The following is a 22,352-nucleotide window of genomic DNA, read 5'->3' on the forward strand; positions in this document are numbered from 1 at the left end:
TTCCCAGGCTCTCCATTCCCTGACTGTCCATCTCGTCTCTGGTCATCGGGTTACATCCGGAACAGGCCGAAACGGGTGTCTTCCGGCGGCGCGTTGAGGGCGGCCGACAGGCTCAGGCCGAGGACGCGGCGGGTGTCCGCCGGGTCGATCACGCCGTCGTCCCACAGCCGGGCGCTGGCGTAGTAGGGGCTGGACTGGCGTTCGAACTGGTCGACGATGGGCTGCTTGAAGGCCCGTTCCTCGTCTTCGCTCCAGCGTTCGCCCCGGCGTTCCTTGCCGGCCCGCTTGACGTCGGCCAGCACGCCGGCGGCCTGTTCGCCGCCCATCACCGCGATGCGGGCGTTGGGCCACATCCACAGGAATCGGGGCTTGTAGGCGCGACCGCACATGCCGTAGTTGCCGGCGCCGAAACTGCCGCCGATGATGACCGTCAGCTTGGGCACTCGGGCGCAGGCCACGGCGGTGACCAGCTTGGCGCCGTGCTTGGCGATGCCGTCGTGTTCCGCCTGCTTGCCCACCATGAAGCCGGTGATGTTCTGCAGGAAGATCAGCGGAATGCCGCGCTGGCAGCACAATTCCACGAAGTGGGCGCCTTTCTGGGCGGATTCGGAAAACAGGATGCCGTTGTTGGCGATGATGCCCACCGGCATGCCGTAGAGGTGGGCAAAACCACACACCAGGGTCGATCCATAACGCGCCTTGAATTCATCGAACTCGGAGCCGTCGACGAGGCGAGCGATGACCTCATGCACGTCGTAGGGTGTCTTCAGGTCGCTGGGCACCACGCCGTACAGCTCTTCGCTCGGGTAGAGCGGGTCGCGCGGTTCGGTCCGGCGAACCGTCTCCGGACGCCGATAGTTGAGGTTGGCGATGCACTGCCGCGCCCGCTCCAGGGCCTCGGCTTCGGTATTGGCGAAGTGGTCGGCGACGCCGGAGATGCCGGTGTGCACGTCGGCGCCCCCGAGTTCCTCCGCGCTGACGGTCTCGCCCGTGGCGGCTTTCACCAGCGGCGGGCCGGCCAGGAAGATGGAGCTTTGCTCGCGCACCATGATGGATTCGTCCGCCATGGCCGGCACATAGGCGCCGCCGGCGGTGCACAGCCCCATCACCACGGCGATCTGGGCGATGCCCTTGGCGGACATGTTGGCCTGACGGTAGAAAATATGGCCGAAGTCTTCCTGGTCCGGAAAGACCTCGTCCTGACGCGGCAGGTTGGCGCCGCCGGAATCCACCAGGTAGATGCAGGGCAGGTGGTTTTCCTCGGCGATGGTCTGGGCGCGGATGTGCTTTTTCACGGTCAGCGGGTAGTAGGTGCCGCCTTTCACCGTGGAGTCATTGGCGACGATCATGCACTCGATGCCGTGAACCTGGCCGATGCCGGCGATCACGCCGGCGGCGGGCACGTCTTCACCGTAAACGTCGTCTGCGGCGAAGGCGCCAATCTCCAGGAAAGGTGAGCCGGGGTCCAGCAGGCGGTGGATGCGCTCACGGGGCAGCAGCTTGCCGCGGTCGATGTGGCGCTTCTGGGCCTGTTCGCCGCCACCCCGGGCGATCGCGTCATGGCGCTCGCGCCGCTCGGCGCACAGGGCCGTCATGGCGCCGTGGCGCTCGGTGAACTCCGGCGATTCGATCTGGATCTGGGAATGAAGAATAGCCATGGGCACCTTACCGTGATTCGTTGAACAGTTCGCGGCCGATCAGCATGCGGCGGATTTCCTGGGTACCGGCGCCGATCTCGTAGAGTTTGGCGTCGCGCAGCAGGCGGCCGGTGGGGAACTCGTTGATGTAGCCGTTGCCGCCCAGGATCTGGATCGCTTCCAGCGCCATTTTCGTGGCCCGTTCGGAGGTGTAGAGAATCACGCCGGCGGCGTCCTTGCGGGTGGTTTCACCCCGGTCGCAGGCCTGGGCGACGGCATAGAGATAGGCGCGGCTGGCGGCCAGCTCGGTGTACATGTCCGCCAGTTTGCCCTGGATCAGCTGGAACTCGCCGATGGGCTGGTCGAACTGTTTGCGTTCGTGCACGTAGGGCACCACCGCGTCGAGGCAGGCCTGCATGATGCCGACCGGGCCGCCGGACAGCACCACACGCTCGTAATCGAGGCCCGACATCAGCACGCGCACGCCGCCGTTCTCCTGGCCCAGGATGTTCTCGGCCGGCACTTCCACATCCTCGAAGATCAGTTCACAGGTGTTGGAGCCGCGCATGCCCAGCTTGTCGAGCTTCTGCCCGCGGGAGAACCCTTTCCAGTCGCGCTCGACAATGAAGGCGGTGATGCCGTGGGCGCCCTTGCTGGTGTCGGTCTTGGCGTAGATCACGTAGGTGTCGGCGTCGGGGCCGTTGGTGATCCACATCTTGTTGCCGTTGAGGATGTAGCGGTCGCCTTTCTTCTCGGCGCGCAGCTTCATGCTGACCACGTCGGAACCGGCGTTGGGCTCGCTCATGGCCAGCGCGCCGACGTGCTCGCCGCTGACCAGCTTGGGCAGGTATTTTTCTTTCTGGGCATCGTTGCCGTTGCGGTGGATCTGGTTGACGCACAGGTTGGAGTGGGCGCCGTAACTCAGGCCGATGCTGGCGGAGGCGCGGCTGATCTCCTCCATGGCGATGACGTGGGCCAGGTAACCCATGCCGCTGCCGCCGTAGCTTTCGTCGACGGTCAGGCCCAGCAGGCCCATCTCGCCCAGCTCCGGCCACAGGTCGCTGGGGAACAGGTTGTCGCGGTCCACGTCGGCGGCGCGGGGCGCGATGCGGTCGGCGGCGAACTGGTTCACCTGGTCGCGTAGCATCTCGGCGGTTTCACCGAGTCCAAAGTTGAGAGAGGTGTATTGGCTTTTCATGTTGTTGGTCACTCCCGCCACAATGGCGTTCTGTTGCCTGTTATTTAAGCTTGCGTTTACGTTAACGTTATCTCGCGATCGAGCGGCCGCGCGGATCGGGCCGGTTCAGTGGCCCGGGTTCGTCAGTGATCCAGGTGCAGTTCGTCGATGCTGATTTCACGCATCCGGAACTTCTGGATCTTGCCGGTCACGGTCATGGGGAAGTCGTCCACCAGTTTGATGTAGCGCGGCACCTTGTAGTGGGCGATATTGGCCTTGCAGAAGGCTTGGATCTCGTCCTCGCTGGCCTGTTGACCGTCGATCAGTTTGACCCACGCCATCACTTCCTCGCCGTAGCGGTCGTCGGGGACGCCGATCACCTGGGCGTCCGAGATGGCCTCGTGGGTGTAGAGGAATTCCTCGATTTCGCGCGGATAGATGTTTTCTCCGCCGCGAATGATCATGTCCTTGATGCGGCCGGTGATGGCGACGTAGCCGTCCTCGTCCAGGGTGGCCAGGTCGCCGGTGTGCATCCAGCGCTGGGCGTCGATGGATTTGGCTGTCGCCTCGTCGTTGTTCCAGTACCCCAGCATCACGCTGTACCCGCGGGTGCACAGCTCGCCTTTCTCGCCCCGGGGCACCACATGGCCGTTGGCCGGGTCGACGATTTTCAGCTCCAGGTGCGGGTGCACGGTGCCGACCGTGTTAACGCGCTTGTCGAGGGGCGCATCCGGTTCCGTCTGGAGGCTGACCGGGCTGGTTTCGGTCATGCCGTAGCAGATGGTCACGTCGGTCATGTGCATCTGGTCGATGACCTTGCGCATGATCTCCGCCGGGCAGTTGGAGCCGGCCATGATGCCCGTGCGCAAGGTGGACAGGTTGAAGCCGCTGAACTCCGGGTGTTCCAGTTCGGCGATGAACATGGTGGGTACGCCGTACAGCGCCGTGGCCTTCTCCCGCTGCACCGCCTCCAGGGTCGCTGTCGGCTCGAACCCTTCGCTGGGATAGATCATGGTGGCGCCGTGGGTGATGCAGCCCAGATTGCCCATGACCATGCCGAAACAGTGATAGAGCGGGACCGGGATCACCAGCCGGTCTTGTTCGGTGAAGTTCATTCGTCGCGCCACGAACAATCCGTTGTTGAGGATGTTGTGGTGGGAGAGGGTGGCGCCCTTGGGCGCGCCGGTGGTGCCGGAGGTGTACTGGATGTTGATCGGGTCGTCGAACTGGAGACTGGCCTGGCGTGCGCGGTAGTCGGCGTCGTCGGTTTGATGGGCGAGGGCAGTCACCTCGTCCCAGTGCCACATGCCAGGGGCTATACGATCTGAATCCAGGCAGACGACCTGGCGCAGTTCCGGCAGCCGTTCGCTGGCAAGCCGATCCTGACGGCGGTCCAGCAGCGAGGGGACCAGTTCCCCCACCATGCCCACGTAATCGGACGTCTTGAACTGACCCTGCAGGATGAGCACCGCCGTGCCGGAATGGCGCAAGGCGTATTCCACCTCGTGCCGCCGGTAGCTGGGATTGATGTTGACCAGGATGGCGCCGATCTGCGCCGTGGCAAACTGGGTAATGCACCATTCGGCGTTGTTGGGCGACCAGATACCGACGCGATCGCCTTTCTCGACGCCCAGGGCCATGAGCGCGCGGGCGCACTCGTCGACGGCCTGCTGCAACTGTCGATACGTGTAGCGGCGGTCCTGGTGATGGACCACCAGGGCATCGTTGTCCGGATAGCGGCTGGCGGTCTCGTCGAACCGCTCACCGATGGTCATGCCCAGCAGGGGCGTTTCGCTCACCCCGCTGACGTAACTGTTCTGCATTGTCATAACCCACCTGAAATCTTGTCTTTGTTGTGGTGCGTCTGACTCGATGCGCTTCAGTGGCCCAGGTTTGCCAGTGCCTCCTGGCAACGGGCCTCGGCGCTATCGAGTTCCTTCTGCATGATCTCGATGTCTGCCAGCTGCTGCTCTAGCGCTTCACGTCGTTGTTTAATTTTTTCTTGTAATGCGTTGATCTGATGAGCATTGTCAGAAGACGGATCGTACATTTCGATCAGCTCGCGCGATTCCGCCAGGCTGAAGCCGAGTCGCTTCCCGCGCAGGATCAGTTTGAGCTTCACCCGATCCTGGTCACTGTAGATGCGGGTCTGTCCGTCGCGTTCCGGTGATAGCATGGCCGCTTCCTCATAGAAGCGGATGGTCCGGGTGGTCACGTCGAATTCCCGCGCCAGGTCGCTGATGGAATAGGTCCGTTTTACCTTCAGGTTGCTCATTGTCGAAGACTTCTTTGGTTGACGTTAACGTAAAGGTAATTCGATGACTGAGTACCTGTCAACGGCTTTCGACATCCAGGGGCGTCAGCGCAGCGAATCGATCAGGCGGTTATTAAGGTCGGTCCAGCGTTCCAGTTTGTCGGCGTTGCCTATGCGCTTTTCGTCTTCATCCAGGCGTTGCAGCCAGAGACCTTCGCCGTTGAAGCTGTAGACGGGTTCCAGGTCGTCCCGTTGTGAGGCAGGTTTGATTTCGTTGATCAGGTTGTCGAGCACCAGGGGGTCGGCATCGGGGTCCGGATACCAGGCCAGCACCATGTGGGCCTGGTTGAGTTCGAGCGCCTTGACGTAGGTGATGCGCAACTGGTCGTCCGGGACGCCGAGCGAACGCAGGGTCAGGTACTTGGCGATGGAGAAATCCTCGCAGTCGCCGCCATTGGTCGCCAGCAGTTCCACGGGCGTGGCCCAGTAATCCTCTTCGCCCCAGTGCTCGATGTCGTTGACGAATTCCGCCTGGTTGAAGAACGAGTTCACCAAACGCAATTGACGGCGGACCGGGGCCTTGGCGGCCAGTTTCTCAAGGGACTGCCACTGCTCCAGGCGTTTGCGGGCGCCGTCGCCGAATTCCCGGGCCACATAGTCAAGCAGGCGTGAACTGAGCTCGATGCCAATGACCGCCGTCGCGGTCAATGACAGGGCCAGGACCAAGAACCTGATTCCTCGCCTGATCCGCGTCCGAGTCATCCTTACCCTCAGTTACTGTTCTGGCGCAACCGCTCCCTGAGTTGCTCGAGTCGCCGCCTGATTTCCTCGCGCCGCTCGCTGGTGACCCCGGGCGCGGAGCGCGGGGGCTGAACCGGCTGGGCCGTCGGAGGCTGGCTTGCCGCCGGTTCCGGCGCCGCCTCGGGTTCAGCGCCGGCCACCTCAATGCCCGAGCGGTCGGAGGTTTCGGGGAAGTAGAGGTTCTCCAGCTTGCCGCTGCGCTCAATGATCACGCGGTCCGCATAGACTGAGCGCAGGGTGGCGTTGCCGGGCAATTCGTCGCCGACCAGGTACACCTCGGTCTGGTTGTCGCTGCCTTCGATCAGGGCGCTGGCGGTGGAGTCTTCGTCGCCGGCCATGACGCCGCGCAGGAACAGACGCAGATTGGTCTCCGGCAGGTTTTCGGTGGACTGGGGCGTGCTGGCGGCCTGGGGATCGGCAGCGCCAAAGAGATCGATGGAAGACAGTTCGACCTGCTCCGGGCCCTGACTGGCGGATTCGCTGGACGGGTTGGCGGTCGCCGTGGCTTGTCCGGACGATGGACGCGCCTGGTAGAACTGCCATCCCTGCCAGCCGAGGGAGGCCAGCATGCCCACGATCAGCACGATAGCGATCAGCAGTGGTAAGCGGGCGTAGATGCCAGTCATGAGCTTTATCGGTCTCCTTGCACGTGCGCTTGGCCGTCTCCCTGTGGCCGAATGCGCGAGCTGTCGATGTCACGAAGCCCCGGGACGAATCGCACTGTAACAGTTTAGACAACAGCGCAATAAATACTGCGATACAATCGGAATTGGGGAGTGGGGCTGGATTATAGGCCCGGTATGACGAATGTTCGACCAAAAACGACGTAAAAATAAAAAGATAGGCGATCCGGCCTTGACGAGTGTATCTATTTCTCAGATAACTCGTGTGAGGCCATCATTCGGTAACCGGCCTATGGTAGCCTTGACCTTTTACAATAACAGGCACAGGTAGGGACCGGCGTGGAACACGACCTCGAGTTACAGGCCCAGGATGCTCCGGTAGGGCGTTTGCCCTTCACGTTTGCCAAGCGTCACGGCGTCATTCTGACCCGCGGCGACAACGGCGGTTACAAGCTGCTGGTGAGGCCCGGTGCGTCGCCATCGGCTCTGGCGGAGGCCAACCGCATCAGCGGCGGCCAGGCCCACTTCGAGCCGATTGCCACCGAAGATTTCGACGATGCTCTGAATGCCGCCTACCAGAACGACTCCGCCGAAGCCATGCAAATGGTCGAGGGCATCGGTGACGACATGGACCTGGCCAGTCTCGCCGACTCCGTCCCGGAAACCGAAGACCTACTCGAGCAGGAAGACGATGCCCCGATCATCCGGCTGATCAACGCCATCCTCACCGAGGCGGTCAACACCAACGCCTCGGACGTGCACATCGAAACCTATGAGAAACGCCTGGTGGTGCGCTTCCGTGTGGACGGTATCCTGCGCGAAGTGGTCCAGCCCAAGCGGGCGCTGGCGCCGCTGCTGGTGTCGCGGATCAAGGTCATGTCGCGGCTGGATATCGCCGAGAAGCGAGTCCCCCAGGATGGCCGGATATCCCTGCGCGTGGCCGGCCGGGAAGTGGACCTGCGGGTCTCCACCATGCCGTCATCCAACGGCGAGCGTATCGTGCTGCGTTTGCTGGACAAGCAGGCCGGCCGGCTCAAGCTGGAATCCCTGGGGATGGCCGCGCGCGACTACAAGGTTCTCAAGGACCTGATTCAACGCCCTTACGGCATATTGCTGGTGACCGGGCCCACCGGTTCCGGTAAATCCACCACGCTGTACGGCGCCTTGCAGGAAATCAACGACCGCAGCCGCAACATCCTCACCGTCGAGGATCCGATCGAGTACAACCTGTCCGGTATTGGCCAGACCCAGGTCAACCCCAAGGTCGACATGACCTTCGCCCGTGGGCTGCGGGCCATTCTGCGCCAGGATCCCGACGTGGTCATGATCGGGGAAATCCGGGACCTGGAAACTGCCGAGATCGCGGTACAGGCGTCCCTTACCGGTCACCTGGTGATGTCGACGCTGCACACCAATACGGCCGTTGGCGCCATCGCCCGCCTGATCGACATGGGGGTGGAGCCCTTCCTGATTTCCTCCAGCCTGATCGGCATCATCGCCCAGCGTCTGGTGCGCGTATTGTGCCGTCATTGCAAGGAGCCTTATCTGCCGTCACCGGAGCACTGCGAATTCCTGCAGCTGGACCCGGAGAATCCGCCGCGCATCTACAAAGCCGTTGGTTGTGACGAGTGTAACCAGTTGGGTTACCGGGGCCGGATGGGGATCTACGAGGTGGTGCGGGTGGACGAACAGCTGCGTGACCTGATTCATCGCCAGGCTGGTGAAATGGAACTGGAACATATGGCGCGTCAATTCGGCCCCAGCATCCACGCCGATGGGGTCGCCAAGGTGCTGGACGGCTCGACCACGGTCGAGGAAGTCCTGCGCGTGACGCACCGGGGTTAATCGATGCCCGCATTCAACTACAAGGCGCTGGACGCCCGGGGCAAGCAGAAACAGGGCGTACTGGAAGCGGACAGTGCCCGAGCCGTACGCCAGCAGCTGCGGGAGCGGCGGCTCACGCCGTTGGCGGTGGAAACCGCCTCGGAAAAGGGCGCCAGGGCCGGTGGCGGCAGTCGCCGGGGACGCGGACTGAGCGCGTCGGACCTGGCGCTGGTGACCCGTCAGTTGGCGACGCTGATCCAGTCCGGCATCCCGGTGGAACAGGCTCTGGGGGCGGCCGCACAGCAATCGGAAAAACCGCGCATCAAGAGCATGATGATCGCGATCCGCTCCAAGGTGATGGAAGGGCACAGCCTGGCGGACAGCCTGGGTGAGTTTCCTCGGGCCTTTCCGCGCCTGTACCGTTCGACGGTGGCGGCCGGGGAGCACGCCGGCCATCTGGATCTGGTGCTTAACCGCTTGGCGGACTACACCGAGAACCGGCAGGAAGCGCGCCAGAAGATCCAGTTGGCGGCGATCTACCCGGTGATCCTGACTGTGGTGGCCATTGCCATTGTGGTCTTCCTGCTGACCTATGTGGTGCCGGACATCATCGACGTTTTCGTGAAGCAGGGTCAGGAGCTGCCGGCGCTGACCCGGGGCATGCTGGCGATATCCGATTTCCTGGCGGCTTACGGCGTGTTCCTGGCGATTATCCTGATCGTGATTGGCCTGGCCTTCCAGTTCGCCCTGCGCAAGGAGGCGAACCGGCTGAAGTTTCATCGTTCATTGCTGCACATGCCGGGGGTGTCCGGCATGTCGCGTGGCGTTAATACCGCGCGCTACGCCAGTACCCTTTCGATTCTGACCACCAGTGGGGTGCCGCTGGTCGAAGCCATGCGGATTGCCGGCGAAGTGCTGTCCAACGATTACCTGCGGCTCAAGCTAAAGAATGCCGCCCAGTCGGTGAGCGAAGGGGCCAGCCTGCACAAGTCGCTGGACGGAACCGGCTACTTCCCGCCGATGATGCTGCACATGATCGCCAGCGGCGAGGCCAGCGGTGAGCTGGACCACATGCTTGAACGCACCGCGAGCATGCAGGAAAACACCTTACAGGCAAAGATCCAGACATTGGTGGGGCTGTTCGAACCACTGATGCTGCTCGTGATGGGGGGCGTCGTGCTGATCATCGTCATGGCGATCATGCTGCCGATCCTCAACATGAGTAATCTGGTGGGATAAGGGCCGGACAGGAGGTTCGGCCGGGATAACACAGACCAACGAGCAATATGAGACGGATGACAATGAAACAACTGAGAAAAAACGCGGGTTTCACGCTGATCGAGATCATGGTGGTGATGGTGATTCTCGGTCTGCTGGTCGCTATCGTGGCGCCCAACATCCTGGGCCGGAGTGACCAGGCCCGGGTGACGGTGGCCCAGACCCAGATGAGTAATATCGCCAACGCACTGGATCTCTATCGCCTGGACAACGGCCACTATCCTTCCACCCAGCAAGGACTTCAGGCACTGGTGACCAAGCCCAGTGGCAGTCCGGAGCCTAACAACTGGAATCCGGACGGCTACCTGAAAAGCGTACCCCAGGATCCGTGGGACAACGATTACCAGTACATCAGTCCGGGTGTGGACGGTCCCTACGACCTGTTCTCCTACGGCTCCGACGGTCGTGAAGGCGGCGATGGCGACGCCGCGGACATCAGCGTTCGCGACAATCCCGACCAGTAAGTGGTCCGTTCCATGCGCCGGGAACGTGGTTTCACGCTGATCGAAATCATGGTGGTCATGGTGGTGGTCGGACTGCTGGCCGTGATCGCCGTGGTGAATCTGGGCGGTGGTGCCCAGCAGCGGGAATTAGAGAACCAGGCGCGGGAACTGTTCCTGCTTATGCAAACGGCGTCGGAACAGGCGGTGCTGACCAACAGTGAAATGGGGTTGGCCGTCGACGGCGAGCGCTACCGCTTTCTGGCCTACAACGCGGTTGAGGGCGAGTGGCAACCCCAACAGGAACGCCTGTTCGCCCAGCGGCAGTTGCCCGAGTGGATGTCGCTGACCTACGAAGTCGAGGACGACCTGCCAGCCCTGCCGGGCCAGACCGAAGAGGACGACGCGCCGGAACCGGACATCGTGTTCTATTCCTCCGGCGAGATGACGCCGTTCAACATGGTTCTCGGGATCCAGGAGCGGGAACTGGGCCGTTACCGCATCGAGACCGATGGCCTCAACGGCCTGGACTGGTACCCGCCCGGGGAAGAGGACAGCCTATGACACGGAACCGCCTGATCCGCCGGCACACCGGTTTCACGCTGATCGAGGTTCTGGTTGCGGTGCTGGTTTTCGGGATCATCGCGGCGGCGGCCTCGGAGATTGGCAGCAACTACATCGGTACGTTCAGCCGGGTGCAGGACCGCACGCTCGCCAACTGGCTGGCGGAAAACATCATCACCGAGAAACGCCTGGAAACTGAATTCCCCGGGATCTCCGAAGAAACCGAGATCATCGACGACTTTGCCAATCGGCGCTGGCAGGTGGAAACCCGTGTCATCGGCACCGAGGATCCCAAGGTGCGCCGCATCGAAGTGACTGTCTCGGAATTCGTCGACGACGATGAACGGCAACTGGCGACCATGACGGGGTTCCTTGGTGATTATTGACGTCTCGACAAGGCGCCGGCGGCAGGGCGGTTTCACGTTGCTGGAGGTGATGATTGCCGTCGGCATCACCGCGTTGATCGGTATTGGCGTCTGGCAGATGATCAACGGTGTGATCCGCGCCCGGGATCGGGTGGACGATGTGGCCGACGATTTCGAGACGCTCCAGCGCGCCATGCTGGTGATTGAGCGCGACATCACCCAGGTGGTCAACCGTCCGGTGCGGGACATCTACGGGGACGCCCGCTACGCCATGACCAGCCGCGAGGAGGGCGTTGCCGTGGCGCTGACGCGTCAGGGCTGGCGCAACCCCATCGGCAGCCGGCGCAGTGACTTGCAGCGGGTCAACTACGAATTCACCGGGGACGAACTGCACCGCCGTTACTGGGGCATGCTCGATGTTGCCCAGGACGCGGAGGGCCGCGACCAGCTGCTGGTGTCGGATGTGGTCGATTTCCAGGTGCGCTTCATGGATGAAAACGGCAACTGGGAAGAGGATTGGCCGCCGGCGGATGCGGCCCAGGAAGCGTCTGGTTCACCGGCGTCGCTGACGGCCATCGCCTTCCCGCGGGGTATCGAGATCACGCTGGATCACGAACGCTTCGGCGAGATTACCCGATTGTTCGCGCTGCCGGACTTCGATCCGGAATCGGCCCAGGGCCTGGTGACCGACGCTACAGAATCCGACGACGAGGCGGATGACGAGGATACCGACGAGGGGGCCGCCGAAGACGACAGCGCCGCTGACCAGTCCGACGGGGAGGCCACGCAATGAAGCTTTCCCGCACAGCGCGTGCGCCTCGCGCAGCAAACCCACAGCGTGGCGTGGCGCTGATCATGGTGCTGCTGGCCATGGCGCTGGTGGTGACCCTGGTGGCGGGCATGATGCAGATCCAGTCCCTACGCATCTACAAGACCAGTCATTACCTGGCCCAGAGCGAAGGCAAGAACATTGCCATCGGCGCCGAGGCCTTTGCCGAGCAACTGCTGTACAAGGATTACGAGGACGACCAGGAAGACGGTGTCATGATCGACAGCCCGGACGAAGTCTGGGCCCAGTATTCCGCCGTGATTCCCTACGACGAGACCAGCGTGGTGGAGGTCCAGATCAACGACCTGAGCGGGCGGATTAACCTCAACAACCTGGTGGATGCGTCCGGCAACGTCAACGACCTGACCCGCGACCGGTTGACCCGTCTGCTCCAGATCCTCGACATCAGCAACGTCAGGGTCGAAGCGCTGATTGACTGGATCGATGACAACGACCAGACCGTGAACGCCTACGGCGCGGAGGACGGCGAGTATCTGGGGCTGGACCCGCCATACCGGACCGGGAACCAGCCGTTTACCAGTGTCTCCGAGCTGAGGCTGATCACCGGCATGACCGAGGAAGCCTACCGCAAGCTGGTGCCGTACGTGGCGGCGCTGCCGGTCACCGGCACGACGATCAATGTTAATATGGCGCCGGCGCCGGTGTTGCAGTCCCTGCACGAGAACCTGACCGCCGCTCAGATCGAAACGGTGATCGAACAGCGCGAGGATGAGCCTTTCGAAACGGTGCAGGACTTCCTGGCCCTGGGTGCATTCGCCGGCCTGGGGCTTAACAGCAATGGTCTCGGGATTCGCTCGGAATTCTTTGACATTGCCTCGCGGATCACCGTCAATGACAGGTTGTACCGTCTGGTAACGACGCTCTATCGCGATCCGCAGGGGGCGATGTACACGATTCGCCGGGACGAGAGCCAGACCAACCTGATCACCAAGGAACCCTACCAGCTGTCGATGGACGGCTGAGTCTGACCGGACGCTGAATGGACCGGCAGCGCACAGCGACGAATGACGAGCGGCGAGCAATAATAACAGCAGGCAGTAACAGACAGGACAGGAACACGCACACATGTCATACCGACTCTATGTCCAACCGGTCGCCCCCTTCGCGGCGTTGCACGGGGACAGCGACCACCAGCGCTTTGACTGGGCCCTGATCGATGCCAGCGGCATGTTCCAGGCGACCGGTCAGGACGAGGATCGGTCCCGAATCGAGCAGACACTGACTCAGAACGACCTGGATCACGTGCGGCTGATCGGTCTTATTCCGGGTGACGAGAGTCTGTTCTGTTTCGCCGAGATTCCCGCCAAACAGGCGCGCTACGTACGCCAGGCCCTGCCGTTCGCCGTCGAAGAGCAACTGGCCCAGGACATCGACAGTGTCCACCTGGCCCTCGGCCAGCGCTCGGAACAGGGCTTCCGGGTCGCGGCGATCGATAACAAGCGCATGGCGCTCTGGTACACGCTTTTCGACGACATCGCCGGCGCCGACCTGGAAGCGATCTATCCCGAGGCATCCCTGTTGCCGATCCAGGACACCCGCTGGTGTCTCTGCCTGGACGGTGACGCGACGTTCGTTTCAGGTAGCCGCGGCGAGTGGTTCCGCATGAATACCGCGAACCTGCCTGTCTTCGCCTATACCCTGGCCAACCCCGAGGAAGACGAGGTGGCCGCCGAGATTCCCGTGGCGCTTTACGGTCGCGCCGGGGACCTGGAAGCGCAGCGTTCGGTGATCGACGGGTTGGGCGCGCAGGAGCGCCTGAGACTCCATAGAGAGGCGTTGGAGATGTCGCCTCTGGAACTGCTGGTTCATGCTGACCACAACGACCTGTGCGATCCGATCAATCTGTGCCAGGGCGAATTCGAGCCCCAGGATCAGGGCGCCAGCACCTGGCGGGCCTGGCGCCCGGTCGCGATTGTGGCCGGTCTCTGGTTCGTGCTGCAGTTGGGCGTGGAAACCAGCCTGGGATACTACCACCTGACCCAGGCGCGGGATCTGGAACAGCAGGCCATGTCGATCTACCGCGACGCCTTTCCCGGCGATACCCGGACCCATGCCGGCAACGTACGCCGCGTGCTGGAAGGGCGCCTGAGGGTAGCCAGCCAGGAAGGTCCCCGCGCTGATTTCCTGTCGCTGCTGGGGCAGACCGGGGCCGAATACGAACGCCTGGGCGGCGGCAATGTCCAGTTTAACGCCGTGAACTACAGCCGTCAGCGCGGAGAGCTGGTGGTCGAATTACGCGCGGACAGTTACGACCGCCTCAGCGCCTTGCGCAGTGCCATCGGCGACCGCGGTTTCGAAGCGCGCATCGGGTCGGTGGTCAACGACAGCGATGGCGCGCGGGCCCGTCTGACGGTTTCCGGAGGGTCGTGACATGTTCGAGACATTAAAAAAGCAGCCGTCGGTCCAGAAGCTCGTCACGCAGTACGACAACCTGCCGCGCCGTGACCAGATGGCGCTGCAGATCATGGCGGTGGCGATTGCCCTGTTCCTGGTCTACTTCCTGATCTGGAGGCCAGTCGCCGTCTTCCACGAAAACGCGGTGGCCGAACGCCAGTCGGCCGCGGATCTGGTGGCGTGGATGCAGCAGCATCGTGAAGACATCGCCCAGCTGGGAGCCGCCGGGGAGTCTCGGGGCGCCGCTTCGCAGATTACGGACGTGCGATCGTTGATGTCGACCGTGACCACCAGCGCCAACGAGTCGGGCTTGTCGCTGCAGCGTTTCGAGCCCAGCGGCGAGGACGGGATGCGGGTCTGGATCGAGGATGCGCCGTTCAACCAGGTGTCCCGCTGGCTGGAGACGCTGACCGGAGAATACGGCATCGTCATCGACCAGGCGGCCATCGATCGGGAGAACCAGCCCGGTCTGGTCAGCGTTCGCCTGTCCCTCGAGATCTAGCGCGCGAGGCGCTCACGGCCCGGCCGCTGTGCGCCAGGCCTTGCTCTGTAGCCAACGGAGGAGCGGGATAATGACCGATGCCAGCGATCTGCCGGCGTCCGGGGCGCGGCCGGAAGTGGTCCGCCTGGACCCCAGCGCCATCAACGAAGCCAAGTCGATTCTGGTCAAGGCCTACCGCCACGAACCCACCTTTCATCGCCTTTTCAACGAGCGCCAGCCGGGCTATGACCGCCGGGTGCGGGCGACGGTACGGGAACTCATCAACCTCTATCGGGAACTGGACCAGGACGCCGTCGGCATCATGCTCGATAACACCCTGGTCGCCGTCGCCTTCCTGGGCGACCCGGAGTTGCGGCTGAACCTGACCGACCGATTGAGCTGGCGACTGCGCATGACGCTGACGGCAGGCCTTGCATCGACGCGCCGTTACATTGATTATCATGAGCAAATTCGGGCCCGGTTGCGGAAGGAGGGCGTGCACCAGTTGCCGCTGATGGGGGTGGACCCCAAGTATCAGAACCGGGGTTATGGTCGGCTGTTGCTGGAGGCGGTGGAACGATTGTGTCGGGACAATCCTCGGGGCAACGGGCTGGTGCTCGATACCGGCAATAGTCGATATCTGCAATTCTACGAGTCGCTCGGATTCCGTAATCTGGGCGAGATACGCCTGGGGGAGCTGCGTGAATACGTCCTTTACCGGGATGTGAGCGTGGCCTCCGGGGCGACTGAGTAATTGATCTGGGAGTCGATGTGGCGGAACAGTTTGAATTCGATCTGGTGGTGATTGGGGCCGGTTCCGGCGGTGTACGCCTGGCGCGGATGTCTGCCCAGCGCGGTGCTCGTGTAGCGGTGGTGGAATCCCGTTACCTGGGGGGCACCTGCGTCAATGTGGGCTGTGTGCCCAAGAAGCTCTTCGTCTACGGATCCCACGTGGGCGAGGATCTGGAAGACGCCGCCGGCTATGGCTGGTCGGTGCCGGACGGCCAGGTCAGCTTTGACTGGCCCACGCTGGTGGCCAACAAGAACACCGAGATTCATCGCCTGAACGGCATCTATCAGCGTCTGCTCGACAACGCCGGCGTTACCGTCATCGAGGGCACGGCGCGACTGGCGGATGAGCATACCGTGGTCGTCGGCGATCGTCGGATCTCAAGCAAACACATCACCGTGGCCACCGGCAGCTGGCCGACGGTGCCGGATATCCCGGGCAAGGAATGCGTGCTGACCTCGAACGATATGTTCTACCTGCCGCAGTTGCCCAGCGAGGCGGTCATCTGGGGCGGTGGCTACATCGCCGTTGAATTTGCCGGCATCCTGGCCGGATTGGGCGTGAAAACCACGCTGCTGTATCGGGGCGAGCTGTTCCTGCGCGGTTTTGACGACGACGTGCGTGCGTTCGTCGCGGACGAGATGCGCAAAAAAGGCGTGGACCTACGCTTTGGCGTGAACATCGAATCGGTGCGGCCGGAAGGCGCCCATTACATCCTCCAGCTCAGCGACGGCTCCAGCCTGACCACCGGGCTGGTGATGGCGGCCACCGGTCGCAGCGCGCTCGTGGACGGGCTGGGGCTTGAGGAACTCGGGGTGGAGCTGACCTCATCCGGCCATGTGGCGGTGGACGATCATTTCCAGACAGCCGCATCCTCCATTACCGCGCTGGGCGACGTTATCGGCACGCCGCAGTTGACGCCGGTGGCCATTGGCCAGGCCATGGTGCTCTCGCGCCGGTTATTCGGCGACGGTGAGGGCGATATGGACTATGACGCCATTCCCACTGCGGTGTTCTGCCAGCCCAATATCGGCACCGTCGGCCCGACGGAGGCCCAGGCGAAGGAAAAGTACGGCAAGCTGCGAGTCTACCTCACCGACTTCAAGCCCATGAAACACACGCTGACCGGGCGGGACGAAAGGACGCTGATGAAGCTCATCGTCGACGACGCCAGCGACCGGGTCGTCGCCGCCCATATGGTCGGGCCGGAAGCCGGGGAGATCCTGCAGGGCCTGGCGGTGGCCATCAAGGCCGGGGCGACCAAGGCCATGTTCGACAGCACGGTCGGCATTCACCCGACCTCTGCCGAGGAATTTGTCACCATGCGTGAGCCGACACGGATCGTGGAGTAGACGATCTCAGGGGGCGTTGCAAAGGCGTCTTCCCGAGCGTCGTGTTCAGGATGCGCCCGACTGGGTATCCGGCAGGCGCATCCAGCGGTTGATTACGTTACGCAGTTTTTCCTTGCGCACGGGCTTGGCGAGATAGTCGTTCATGCCCGCCGCGCGGCATTGCCGGTCGGTGCCGGGCAGGGCGTCGGCGGTCAGGGCGATGATGGGGATGCTGTCCCGCTGGTGTGCGGTTTCCCAGGCGCGGATGCAGCGCGCCGCTTCATAACCGTCCATGACCGGCATCTGGCAATCCATCAGGATGATGTCGTAGGTGTTGCGGCTCTCTGTCACCAGTTTGACCGCGACGTCGCCGTTCTCGGCACTGACGGTCTCGAACCCGAAACGCCTCAGGAGCGCGCTGGCCACCCGCTGGTTGACTTCGTTGTCTTCCACCACCAGTGCGAGCGGGGCATCGTTGAGCGTCTTCGCCGGTCCTTCCCGGTCCGAAGTCGGCTCATCAAGGGCCGGCGCCGCTGGCGGCGCGATAAAGCGTTCGCCCGGCTCTGAAGCGTCCGTTCCGGACTGCTCGAACGGGAGTTCGAAGTAGAACGCCGATCCGCTGCCGACATTGCTGTCCACGCGGATATGCCCGCCCATCAGTTCGATCAGGCGTTGCACCAGCGCCAGGCCCATGCCGGTCCCCCCGTGGCTGCGCGATGAGGAACTGTCGAGCTGCTCAAAGCTGTTGAAAATGCCGCTCAGGTGCTCGGCCGGAATGCCGGTTCCCGAATCACGCACCTCGCAGCTGAGGTAAATGGAGCCACCTTCCATCTCCAGCCATTCCGCGCGCACGCCGACATGACCTTCCTCGGTGAATTTGATGGCGTTCTCCAGCAGTCCGGCCAGCACCTGGCGCAGGCGGCCGGCGTCGCCGCGTACCCGGGCGCCGTCCGGCCAGTTGCTGGAGAAATGCAGTTCCATGTCGAGCCCCTTGCATTCGCACTCATGGCGATGAGTGGCGACGCAATTCTCGATGACCTGCCGCAGGTTGAACGATCGATGTTCCAGCACCAGTGTGCCGCGCTCGACCCGGGAATAATCGAGAATATCGCTGATCACCGTCAGCAGATCCTCGGTGGCGCGCCGGGCGGTCTGCATGTAGTCCTTCTGACGCTCCGACATGGGTTCTTCCGCCACCAGCTCAAGCATCCCCAACACCCCGTTCAGCGGCGTACGCAGCTCGTGGCTCATCATCGCCAGGAACTCGGATTTGGTCCGCGAGGCGGTTTCTGCCCGCTCCCGCGCACGCTCCGTCGACTCCAGCGTCTTGTTGCGTGAATCCCGCAGCTGCGCTAGGTGGTAGGCGAGGGCGGTCAGATTCTGTTCCAGGTCGTTGATTTCCCGGGCCACCTGCGAGGAGCGCCCGGGTGGGTCGTAGCGACCGTCGATCAGCCCCTTGACGCTTTCACTGAGGTTCTGGATCGGCCGCGAAATCCGGTTGGCGATCTGATTGATGATCAGCAGTGTGACAATCAGCACCGACACCGCAATGGCGAAGGACGTGAAGATGATTTCCTGTCGCTGGGTGGTTAGCCGGGAGCCGGAAACCGCCACGCTGACCGAACCGATGCGCAATGCGCCGGAGTGACTGGAGAGCCCCGGCTCGAACCATTCGAAATCGGTGCCGCTGTCGATTTCCAGGGGTTGCTGAAGAATGTCGGAATGGAACACGAAAAAGTCGTCGTCCTCCGGGCTGACGTCGGTGCGGGCCTCGAGACCGACCACCTGATCGTTGACGTCACGCACCCGGATCCAGGCCACCTCGCTGCGCCGCAGAGTGCGCTCGAGAATCTGCTTCAGCGCGGCCTGGTTACCCGACACCACGGCGTACTCGACGGCCGGCGCCAGGTTGTCCGCCACCACCTGGGTCGCGCGGAACAGGTCCTTGCGTACGTCTTCGAGGCGGACCGAAGTAAAGAATATGAGCAGCACGAAAAACATCAGGATTGCCGGCACGGTCCCCAGCAACAGCAACTGACGGTTAAGCGGACGTTGCCGGTTACTCATCTCCGACTCCTGTATTCGTATCTTCGAGTGCCCGGAGGCGGTTCAGTACCTCGGTGGCTTCGGGCAACGGAATATTCAGTGAACGAGCGACCTGCTCGTTGAACAGAACGGAATACTGGTCTGGGAAATCCGGGGCCGGAAGCTGCCCGGAGGCGACATACTGCCGGATGATATCGACCGTCTGTTTCACGACCGCTTCCGTTGGAGTGTAGGTCGACGCCAGGGCGCCCGCCTGCACAAACGCCCGTTCCGGGCCGATGAGGATGCGGTTGTGGCGATAGGTCGTCAGCAGTATGTGCTTGATGGTTTGCCGGTTATAGATTTCCGGATTGGGCGTTCCCAGCAGGAAGTCGCCGTAATTGAGGGCGCGGCTCAGGGTGGATACCAGGTTCTCCGGGCTTTCCACGGTAAAGGTTCGCAGGTCGAGCCCGTAGGGCGCCAGTTCCTCAGCGAGCGTGCTGTAACGCTGTTCCTGGCCGGGCTCGGCCAGCACCGCGATGCGCGATGCCTGGGGCAGGATCTGCTGGCCCAGCAGGGCCTGACGTTTGAGCGGCGGGTTGAGATACACGGCGCTGAGGTCGGGGCGTTCCAGGGCGCGATACTGGGCGAACTGGGATTCGGTGACCATCAGGGCCAGGGTGGGTACCGGCCTGTCCTGCTGCACGATGTCATTGACTGCCGATGGGCCCAGGGTGATCACCAGGGCCCGGGGCGCCTGGGACTGGGCCCTGGCGGAGTAGTTCATCAGCTTGATGTTGTTGGGCAGGGCCTTTTCCAGACGTTGCCGGAACAACAGGTTGAACGAGAGGTTTTCGGAACCGGCCAGGAACACGATATGCGGCGTACCGGGTGACTCCGACAGTTTGACGGACGGCGCAGCCTGGAGCTGTGCCAGGCACAACAGGCCGGTCAGGGTGGCCAATGTCCGACTCCGCCATCTCCAGAGCCGGGCACCGACTGCGCTTCTTGGCTTCCCGCGTTGCATCATCCGATTCGTCAGCCGCCTTGCATGACGGTATCCGTCCCTGTGACGGTCCTTGTCCAACTCACTGCATCCACCACCGGCTTGCCCATCAGAATTTAACGGAGGCTTCCAGGAAAAACTGGGTTTGGTCCGAGTACTGGTTATCCGGGAACATAATGGGGTCGTCCGTTGGATAATAGTGCATGATGGCAGCCAACTCGTAGGTTGATCGAGGCAGATAGAATGATTTGGCCAGTCTGAGGTCAATCCGTTGGTAACGGTACTCACCCAGGTCGCTGGCGATGTAATAGGCCGTCGAAGCGGATACCGAGCGGGGGAAACGCTGGATCCAGGCGAAACTGCCGGAGTGCCGGGCGGTCAGGCGGCCCTGCAGGCGGATGTAGCGTTCTTCCTGGTTAACCCCGAGCTCCGGCGGCGGCCCGCGGTACTCCGAATCCTGATCGAGATAGGCGTACGTCAGGCGGAACTGGCTCTGCTGGAATTCCAGCGACGTTTCCAGCTCCACACCTTTCTGGTCGAGTGCGACACAATTGCACAAATCCCAGCGATCATCCACCGCGATCACGCCGCTGATGATGTCGCGCAGGTGGTCGTAGAACAGCTTTACTTCGGTGGACAGCAGACCATCGCCCAGGCGGAACTGGCCAAAGTAACTGATTTCCCGGGAGATGATGGTCTCTTCGCTGAGGTCGCCCGGCGCCTGGAATTCAATCAGCCGCTCGCCCTCCAGAAAACCGTAAACCGCCGCCGGTTCCACATTGCTGGCGCGGTAGCCCCAGTCTGCGCCCTGTTCGAAGGCGTCCGGCGTGCGTACCGCCTTGGAGAACACGAAGCGGAGTGTCTGGTTCTCGCTCAGTTGGAAGTTGGCGGCGAATCGGGGCGAGAAGAAGTCGTCGTCAACCGCCGTGGTCTTCTCCCAACTGCCACCGACGTTGAACGTCAGCCAGGAAATGGGGGTGTACTCGATGTTCGAGAATAGGAGCGTCTGGTAGTTGCTGCCTTCGCCGTTGAAATAGGTGTCCGAATCGAAGCGGTCCTCGCGGTAGCCGCCGCCGGTCACCAGTCGCAGGTTGTCGTTGAAGGCGTAAGTGTCCTGGATCTCGAACTCCAGGCGATCTTCCTGAATGTCCTGGTTGGTGTCCGCACACAGCTCAAGCGGCAGGGGCGTGCCGCCCACCTCGAAGCCCGCCGGCAGGCAGCTGGTCCAGTCCTGGCGACGATCATAGTCCTGGTAGCTGGCCTGGATATGGAAGAAATGGCGGTCGTTCAGAGAGTGGGTCCATTTGGTCTGCAGGTAGTAGTCATCGCCGGTCTCGGCGGGAACGCCCTGTATACCGAACTCCTCACCGTACTGTTCGGCGTCCTCTTCGTCGTACACCTTGGTGTAGCCGGCCCGGAAATCGAAGGCGTTCCGGCTGTCGACGTTCCAGACGGAATCGTAATTGAGCGTGGTGTAGCGGAAACTGTCGTCGAATTCCTTGGTCTCACCGGATTCCACCGACGTGTCATCCGGATTGAAGAAGCGACGGTCGAACCCGTCCGATTCGCGCCGGTTGGCGGAGAAGCGCCAGTCGTACTGATCCATGCTGCCGCCGATGGAGCCGTAGGCCTGACGGTACCCGTGGTCCCCCGCGCGCACCCGGGCATTGACGCCGTGGGTATCTTCGGGGGATTTGGTGATGATGTTGATCGTGGCCAGGAAGGCATTAATCCCGTAGGCGGCGGCGTTGGGCCCGCGGGTCACCTCGATCCGCTCGATATTCTCCAGCGGCACCGGCATGGCGTGCCAGTCCACGTCGGCCAGGTTGGGCTGGTAGGCCGTGCGGCCGTCAATCTGCACCTGAAGTCGGCGCTGCTCGTCGGCCACGGTGCCGTGGTAGCTGACCACCGGACGGTTGCTCTGCACGAAGCCGACGGTCATACCTGGCACCAGCCGGAACACTTCCCAGATGTTGAGAATACCCAGGTCCCGGATCAGTTCGCCCTGGAGAACGGTGGTGGTGCCCGGAACACGGGATTTGGGCTGGCGCAGTTTGGTGGTGGAGAGCACTTCGGGAATCGGCTCTTCCAGTACGAAATCGTAATTCGGGTCGAATCCCTCGGACATGTTGAGTTCGGTGTCACCGTCGGGGATTGTCGAGAAAGGCATGGTATCCTGCGCCTGCACGCAGAACGCCAGCCCTGTAAACAGGGGCACAATGCCCCCATACTGCAGTAGTAAGAGCGTTTTTTTCATACTGTCATTCGTCTAGAGCCAAGCACGGTTCGGTGTCGCACTGTTGATGTGTTATGGGGCGTGCGACTTATTATTGGGTGCGATGATTGAGAATATGTTGCCCAGATCTTCGTTCAGTTGGTCTGGATGGTTGTTCAAGTAACTTTCTGTCGGAAGCCTCTATCAGAGATCTCGTCGCTCAATCTCGGTGAAATATGTCGTTGAGCGATTTCGTTGAGATATTTCGTTGAGAAAGTTACATGGAATTCATCATAG

General features: G+C 62.4%; 20 protein-coding genes. 11 read left to right on the plus strand and 9 right to left on the minus strand.

Features of this window, described 5'->3' with window-relative positions:
• Window positions 1-50: 50 nt before the first annotated feature.
• From GQB00_RS02325 to GQB00_RS02350, 6 genes are all read right to left on the minus strand, one after another.
• Window positions 51-1,658 carry a carboxyl transferase domain-containing protein gene (locus GQB00_RS02325; protein ID WP_165855081.1) on the minus strand — a complete coding sequence of 536 codons (1,608 nt, stop codon included), beginning with the start codon at window positions 1,656-1,658 and terminating at the stop codon, window positions 51-53.
• A gap of 7 nt (window positions 1,659-1,665) precedes the next feature.
• Window positions 1,666-2,835, minus strand: coding sequence for an isovaleryl-CoA dehydrogenase (locus tag GQB00_RS02330; protein WP_165855082.1), 1,170 nt, complete (start codon window positions 2,833-2,835; stop codon window positions 1,666-1,668).
• Window positions 2,836-2,957: 122 nt separating this feature from the next.
• Window positions 2,958-4,643 carry an AMP-binding protein gene (locus tag GQB00_RS02335; RefSeq protein WP_165855083.1) on the minus strand — a complete coding sequence of 562 codons (1,686 nt, stop codon included), beginning with the start codon at window positions 4,641-4,643 and terminating at the stop codon, window positions 2,958-2,960.
• A gap of 50 nt (window positions 4,644-4,693) precedes the next feature.
• Window positions 4,694-5,089 (minus strand): MerR family transcriptional regulator, encoded by a 396-nt coding sequence (locus GQB00_RS02340; RefSeq protein ID WP_165855084.1) that lies wholly within the window; start codon window positions 5,087-5,089, stop codon window positions 4,694-4,696.
• An 84-nt stretch (window positions 5,090-5,173) separates the two neighbouring features.
• Window positions 5,174-5,830 (minus strand): transglutaminase-like cysteine peptidase, encoded by a 657-nt coding sequence (locus GQB00_RS02345; RefSeq protein WP_165855085.1) that lies wholly within the window; start codon window positions 5,828-5,830, stop codon window positions 5,174-5,176.
• 8 nt (window positions 5,831-5,838) lie between these two features.
• Window positions 5,839-6,495, minus strand: coding sequence for a type II secretion system protein N (locus GQB00_RS02350; RefSeq protein ID WP_165855086.1), 657 nt, complete (start codon window positions 6,493-6,495; stop codon window positions 5,839-5,841).
• Between the two features lie 336 nt (window positions 6,496-6,831).
• Between GQB00_RS02350 and gspE the strand changes: the two genes are divergently transcribed.
• The 11 genes from gspE to gorA all read left to right on the plus strand — a co-directional run bounded on the left by gspE (window position 6,832) and on the right by gorA (window position 16,830).
• Window positions 6,832-8,337, plus strand: coding sequence for a type II secretion system ATPase GspE (gene gspE / locus GQB00_RS02355; protein WP_111496295.1), 1,506 nt, complete (start codon window positions 6,832-6,834; stop codon window positions 8,335-8,337).
• A 3-nt stretch (window positions 8,338-8,340) separates the two neighbouring features.
• Entirely contained in the window at window positions 8,341-9,555 is a 1,215-nt protein-coding gene (gene gspF, locus GQB00_RS02360; RefSeq protein WP_111496294.1) for a type II secretion system inner membrane protein GspF, read from the plus strand.
• Window positions 9,556-9,602: 47 nt separating this feature from the next.
• A complete protein-coding gene (gene gspG, locus GQB00_RS02365) occupies window positions 9,603-10,058 on the plus strand; it encodes a type II secretion system major pseudopilin GspG (RefSeq protein ID WP_111496293.1) in 456 nt (151 codons plus the stop codon).
• Window positions 10,059-10,070: 12 nt separating this feature from the next.
• Complete coding sequence (gene gspH, locus GQB00_RS02370; RefSeq protein ID WP_111496857.1) at window positions 10,071-10,598, plus strand: type II secretion system minor pseudopilin GspH; 528 nt, start codon at window positions 10,071-10,073, stop codon at window positions 10,596-10,598.
• Entirely contained in the window at window positions 10,595-10,984 is a 390-nt protein-coding gene (gspI, locus tag GQB00_RS02375; RefSeq protein ID WP_207950584.1) for a type II secretion system minor pseudopilin GspI, read from the plus strand. The genes gspH and gspI overlap by 4 nt, the downstream gene beginning before the upstream one ends.
• A complete protein-coding gene (gene gspJ, locus GQB00_RS02380) occupies window positions 10,974-11,756 on the plus strand; it encodes a type II secretion system minor pseudopilin GspJ (protein WP_111496856.1) in 783 nt (260 codons plus the stop codon). Before gspI ends, gspJ begins: the two co-directional genes overlap by 11 nt.
• Window positions 11,753-12,775: a type II secretion system minor pseudopilin GspK gene (gene gspK / locus GQB00_RS02385; protein ID WP_165855087.1), complete on the plus strand. Its 1,023-nt coding sequence runs from the start codon at window positions 11,753-11,755 to the stop codon at window positions 12,773-12,775. Before gspJ ends, gspK begins: the two co-directional genes overlap by 4 nt.
• A 103-nt stretch (window positions 12,776-12,878) precedes the next feature.
• Window positions 12,879-14,183, plus strand: coding sequence for a type II secretion system protein GspL (gspL, locus tag GQB00_RS02390; RefSeq protein ID WP_165855088.1), 1,305 nt, complete (start codon window positions 12,879-12,881; stop codon window positions 14,181-14,183).
• Window position 14,184: 1 nt separating this feature from the next.
• Window positions 14,185-14,709 carry a type II secretion system protein GspM gene (gene gspM, locus GQB00_RS02395; protein WP_165855089.1) on the plus strand — a complete coding sequence of 175 codons (525 nt, stop codon included), beginning with the start codon at window positions 14,185-14,187 and terminating at the stop codon, window positions 14,707-14,709.
• A gap of 70 nt (window positions 14,710-14,779) precedes the next feature.
• The gene (locus GQB00_RS02400) at window positions 14,780-15,442 is read left to right on the plus strand and encodes a GNAT family N-acetyltransferase (protein WP_165855090.1); all 663 of its coding nucleotides are present in this window, start codon (window positions 14,780-14,782) and stop codon (window positions 15,440-15,442) included.
• 17 nt (window positions 15,443-15,459) lie between these two features.
• Window positions 15,460-16,830 carry a glutathione-disulfide reductase gene (gene gorA, locus GQB00_RS02405; protein ID WP_111496289.1) on the plus strand — a complete coding sequence of 457 codons (1,371 nt, stop codon included), beginning with the start codon at window positions 15,460-15,462 and terminating at the stop codon, window positions 16,828-16,830.
• 45 nt (window positions 16,831-16,875) lie between these two features.
• Here gorA and GQB00_RS02410 read toward each other — a convergent pair whose 3' ends face one another.
• From GQB00_RS02410 to GQB00_RS02420, 3 genes are all read right to left on the minus strand, one after another.
• On the minus strand, window positions 16,876-18,876 hold the full coding sequence (locus tag GQB00_RS02410; RefSeq protein ID WP_165855091.1) for an ATP-binding protein: 2,001 nt from the start codon (window positions 18,874-18,876) through the stop codon (window positions 16,876-16,878).
• Window positions 18,869-19,798, minus strand: a complete 930-nt coding sequence (locus GQB00_RS02415) for an ABC transporter substrate-binding protein (RefSeq protein WP_165855092.1) — start codon at window positions 19,796-19,798, stop codon at window positions 18,869-18,871. Before GQB00_RS02415 ends, GQB00_RS02410 begins: the two co-directional genes overlap by 8 nt.
• Window positions 19,799-19,949: 151 nt before the next feature.
• On the minus strand, window positions 19,950-22,097 hold the full coding sequence (locus tag GQB00_RS02420) for a TonB-dependent receptor plug domain-containing protein (RefSeq protein ID WP_165855093.1): 2,148 nt from the start codon (window positions 22,095-22,097) through the stop codon (window positions 19,950-19,952).
• Window positions 22,098-22,352: the final 255 nt, after the last annotated feature.

This window comes from Marinobacter sp. JSM 1782161 (assembly GCF_011421605.1).
Taxonomy (GTDB): domain Bacteria; phylum Pseudomonadota; class Gammaproteobacteria; order Pseudomonadales; family Oleiphilaceae; genus Marinobacter_A; species Marinobacter_A bohaiensis.

Excerpts from the sequence above, each read along its gene's own strand:
- GQB00_RS02325 (WP_165855081.1), bottom strand. The coding sequence starts at position 1,658 with ATGGCTATTCTTCATTCCCAGATCCAGATCGAATCGCCGGAGTTCACC.
- GQB00_RS02330 (WP_165855082.1), bottom strand. The coding sequence starts at position 2,835 with ATGAAAAGCCAATACACCTCTCTCAACTTTGGACTCGGTGAAACCGCC.
- GQB00_RS02335 (WP_165855083.1), bottom strand. The coding sequence starts at position 4,643 with ATGACAATGCAGAACAGTTACGTCAGCGGGGTGAGCGAAACGCCCCTG.
- GQB00_RS02340 (WP_165855084.1), bottom strand. The coding sequence starts at position 5,089 with ATGAGCAACCTGAAGGTAAAACGGACCTATTCCATCAGCGACCTGGCG.
- GQB00_RS02345 (WP_165855085.1), bottom strand. The coding sequence starts at position 5,830 with ATGACTCGGACGCGGATCAGGCGAGGAATCAGGTTCTTGGTCCTGGCC.
- GQB00_RS02350 (WP_165855086.1), bottom strand. The coding sequence starts at position 6,495 with ATGACTGGCATCTACGCCCGCTTACCACTGCTGATCGCTATCGTGCTG.
- gspF (WP_111496294.1), top strand. The coding sequence starts at position 8,341 with ATGCCCGCATTCAACTACAAGGCGCTGGACGCCCGGGGCAAGCAGAAA.
- gspG (WP_111496293.1), top strand. The coding sequence starts at position 9,603 with ATGAGACGGATGACAATGAAACAACTGAGAAAAAACGCGGGTTTCACG.
- gspH (WP_111496857.1), top strand. The coding sequence starts at position 10,071 with ATGCGCCGGGAACGTGGTTTCACGCTGATCGAAATCATGGTGGTCATG.
- gspI (WP_207950584.1), top strand. The coding sequence starts at position 10,595 with ATGACACGGAACCGCCTGATCCGCCGGCACACCGGTTTCACGCTGATC.
- gspK (WP_165855087.1), top strand. The coding sequence starts at position 11,753 with ATGAAGCTTTCCCGCACAGCGCGTGCGCCTCGCGCAGCAAACCCACAG.
- gspL (WP_165855088.1), top strand. The coding sequence starts at position 12,879 with ATGTCATACCGACTCTATGTCCAACCGGTCGCCCCCTTCGCGGCGTTG.
- gspM (WP_165855089.1), top strand. The coding sequence starts at position 14,185 with ATGTTCGAGACATTAAAAAAGCAGCCGTCGGTCCAGAAGCTCGTCACG.
- GQB00_RS02400 (WP_165855090.1), top strand. The coding sequence starts at position 14,780 with ATGACCGATGCCAGCGATCTGCCGGCGTCCGGGGCGCGGCCGGAAGTG.
- GQB00_RS02410 (WP_165855091.1), bottom strand. The coding sequence starts at position 18,876 with ATGAGTAACCGGCAACGTCCGCTTAACCGTCAGTTGCTGTTGCTGGGG.
- GQB00_RS02420 (WP_165855093.1), bottom strand. The coding sequence starts at position 22,097 with ATGAAAAAAACGCTCTTACTACTGCAGTATGGGGGCATTGTGCCCCTG.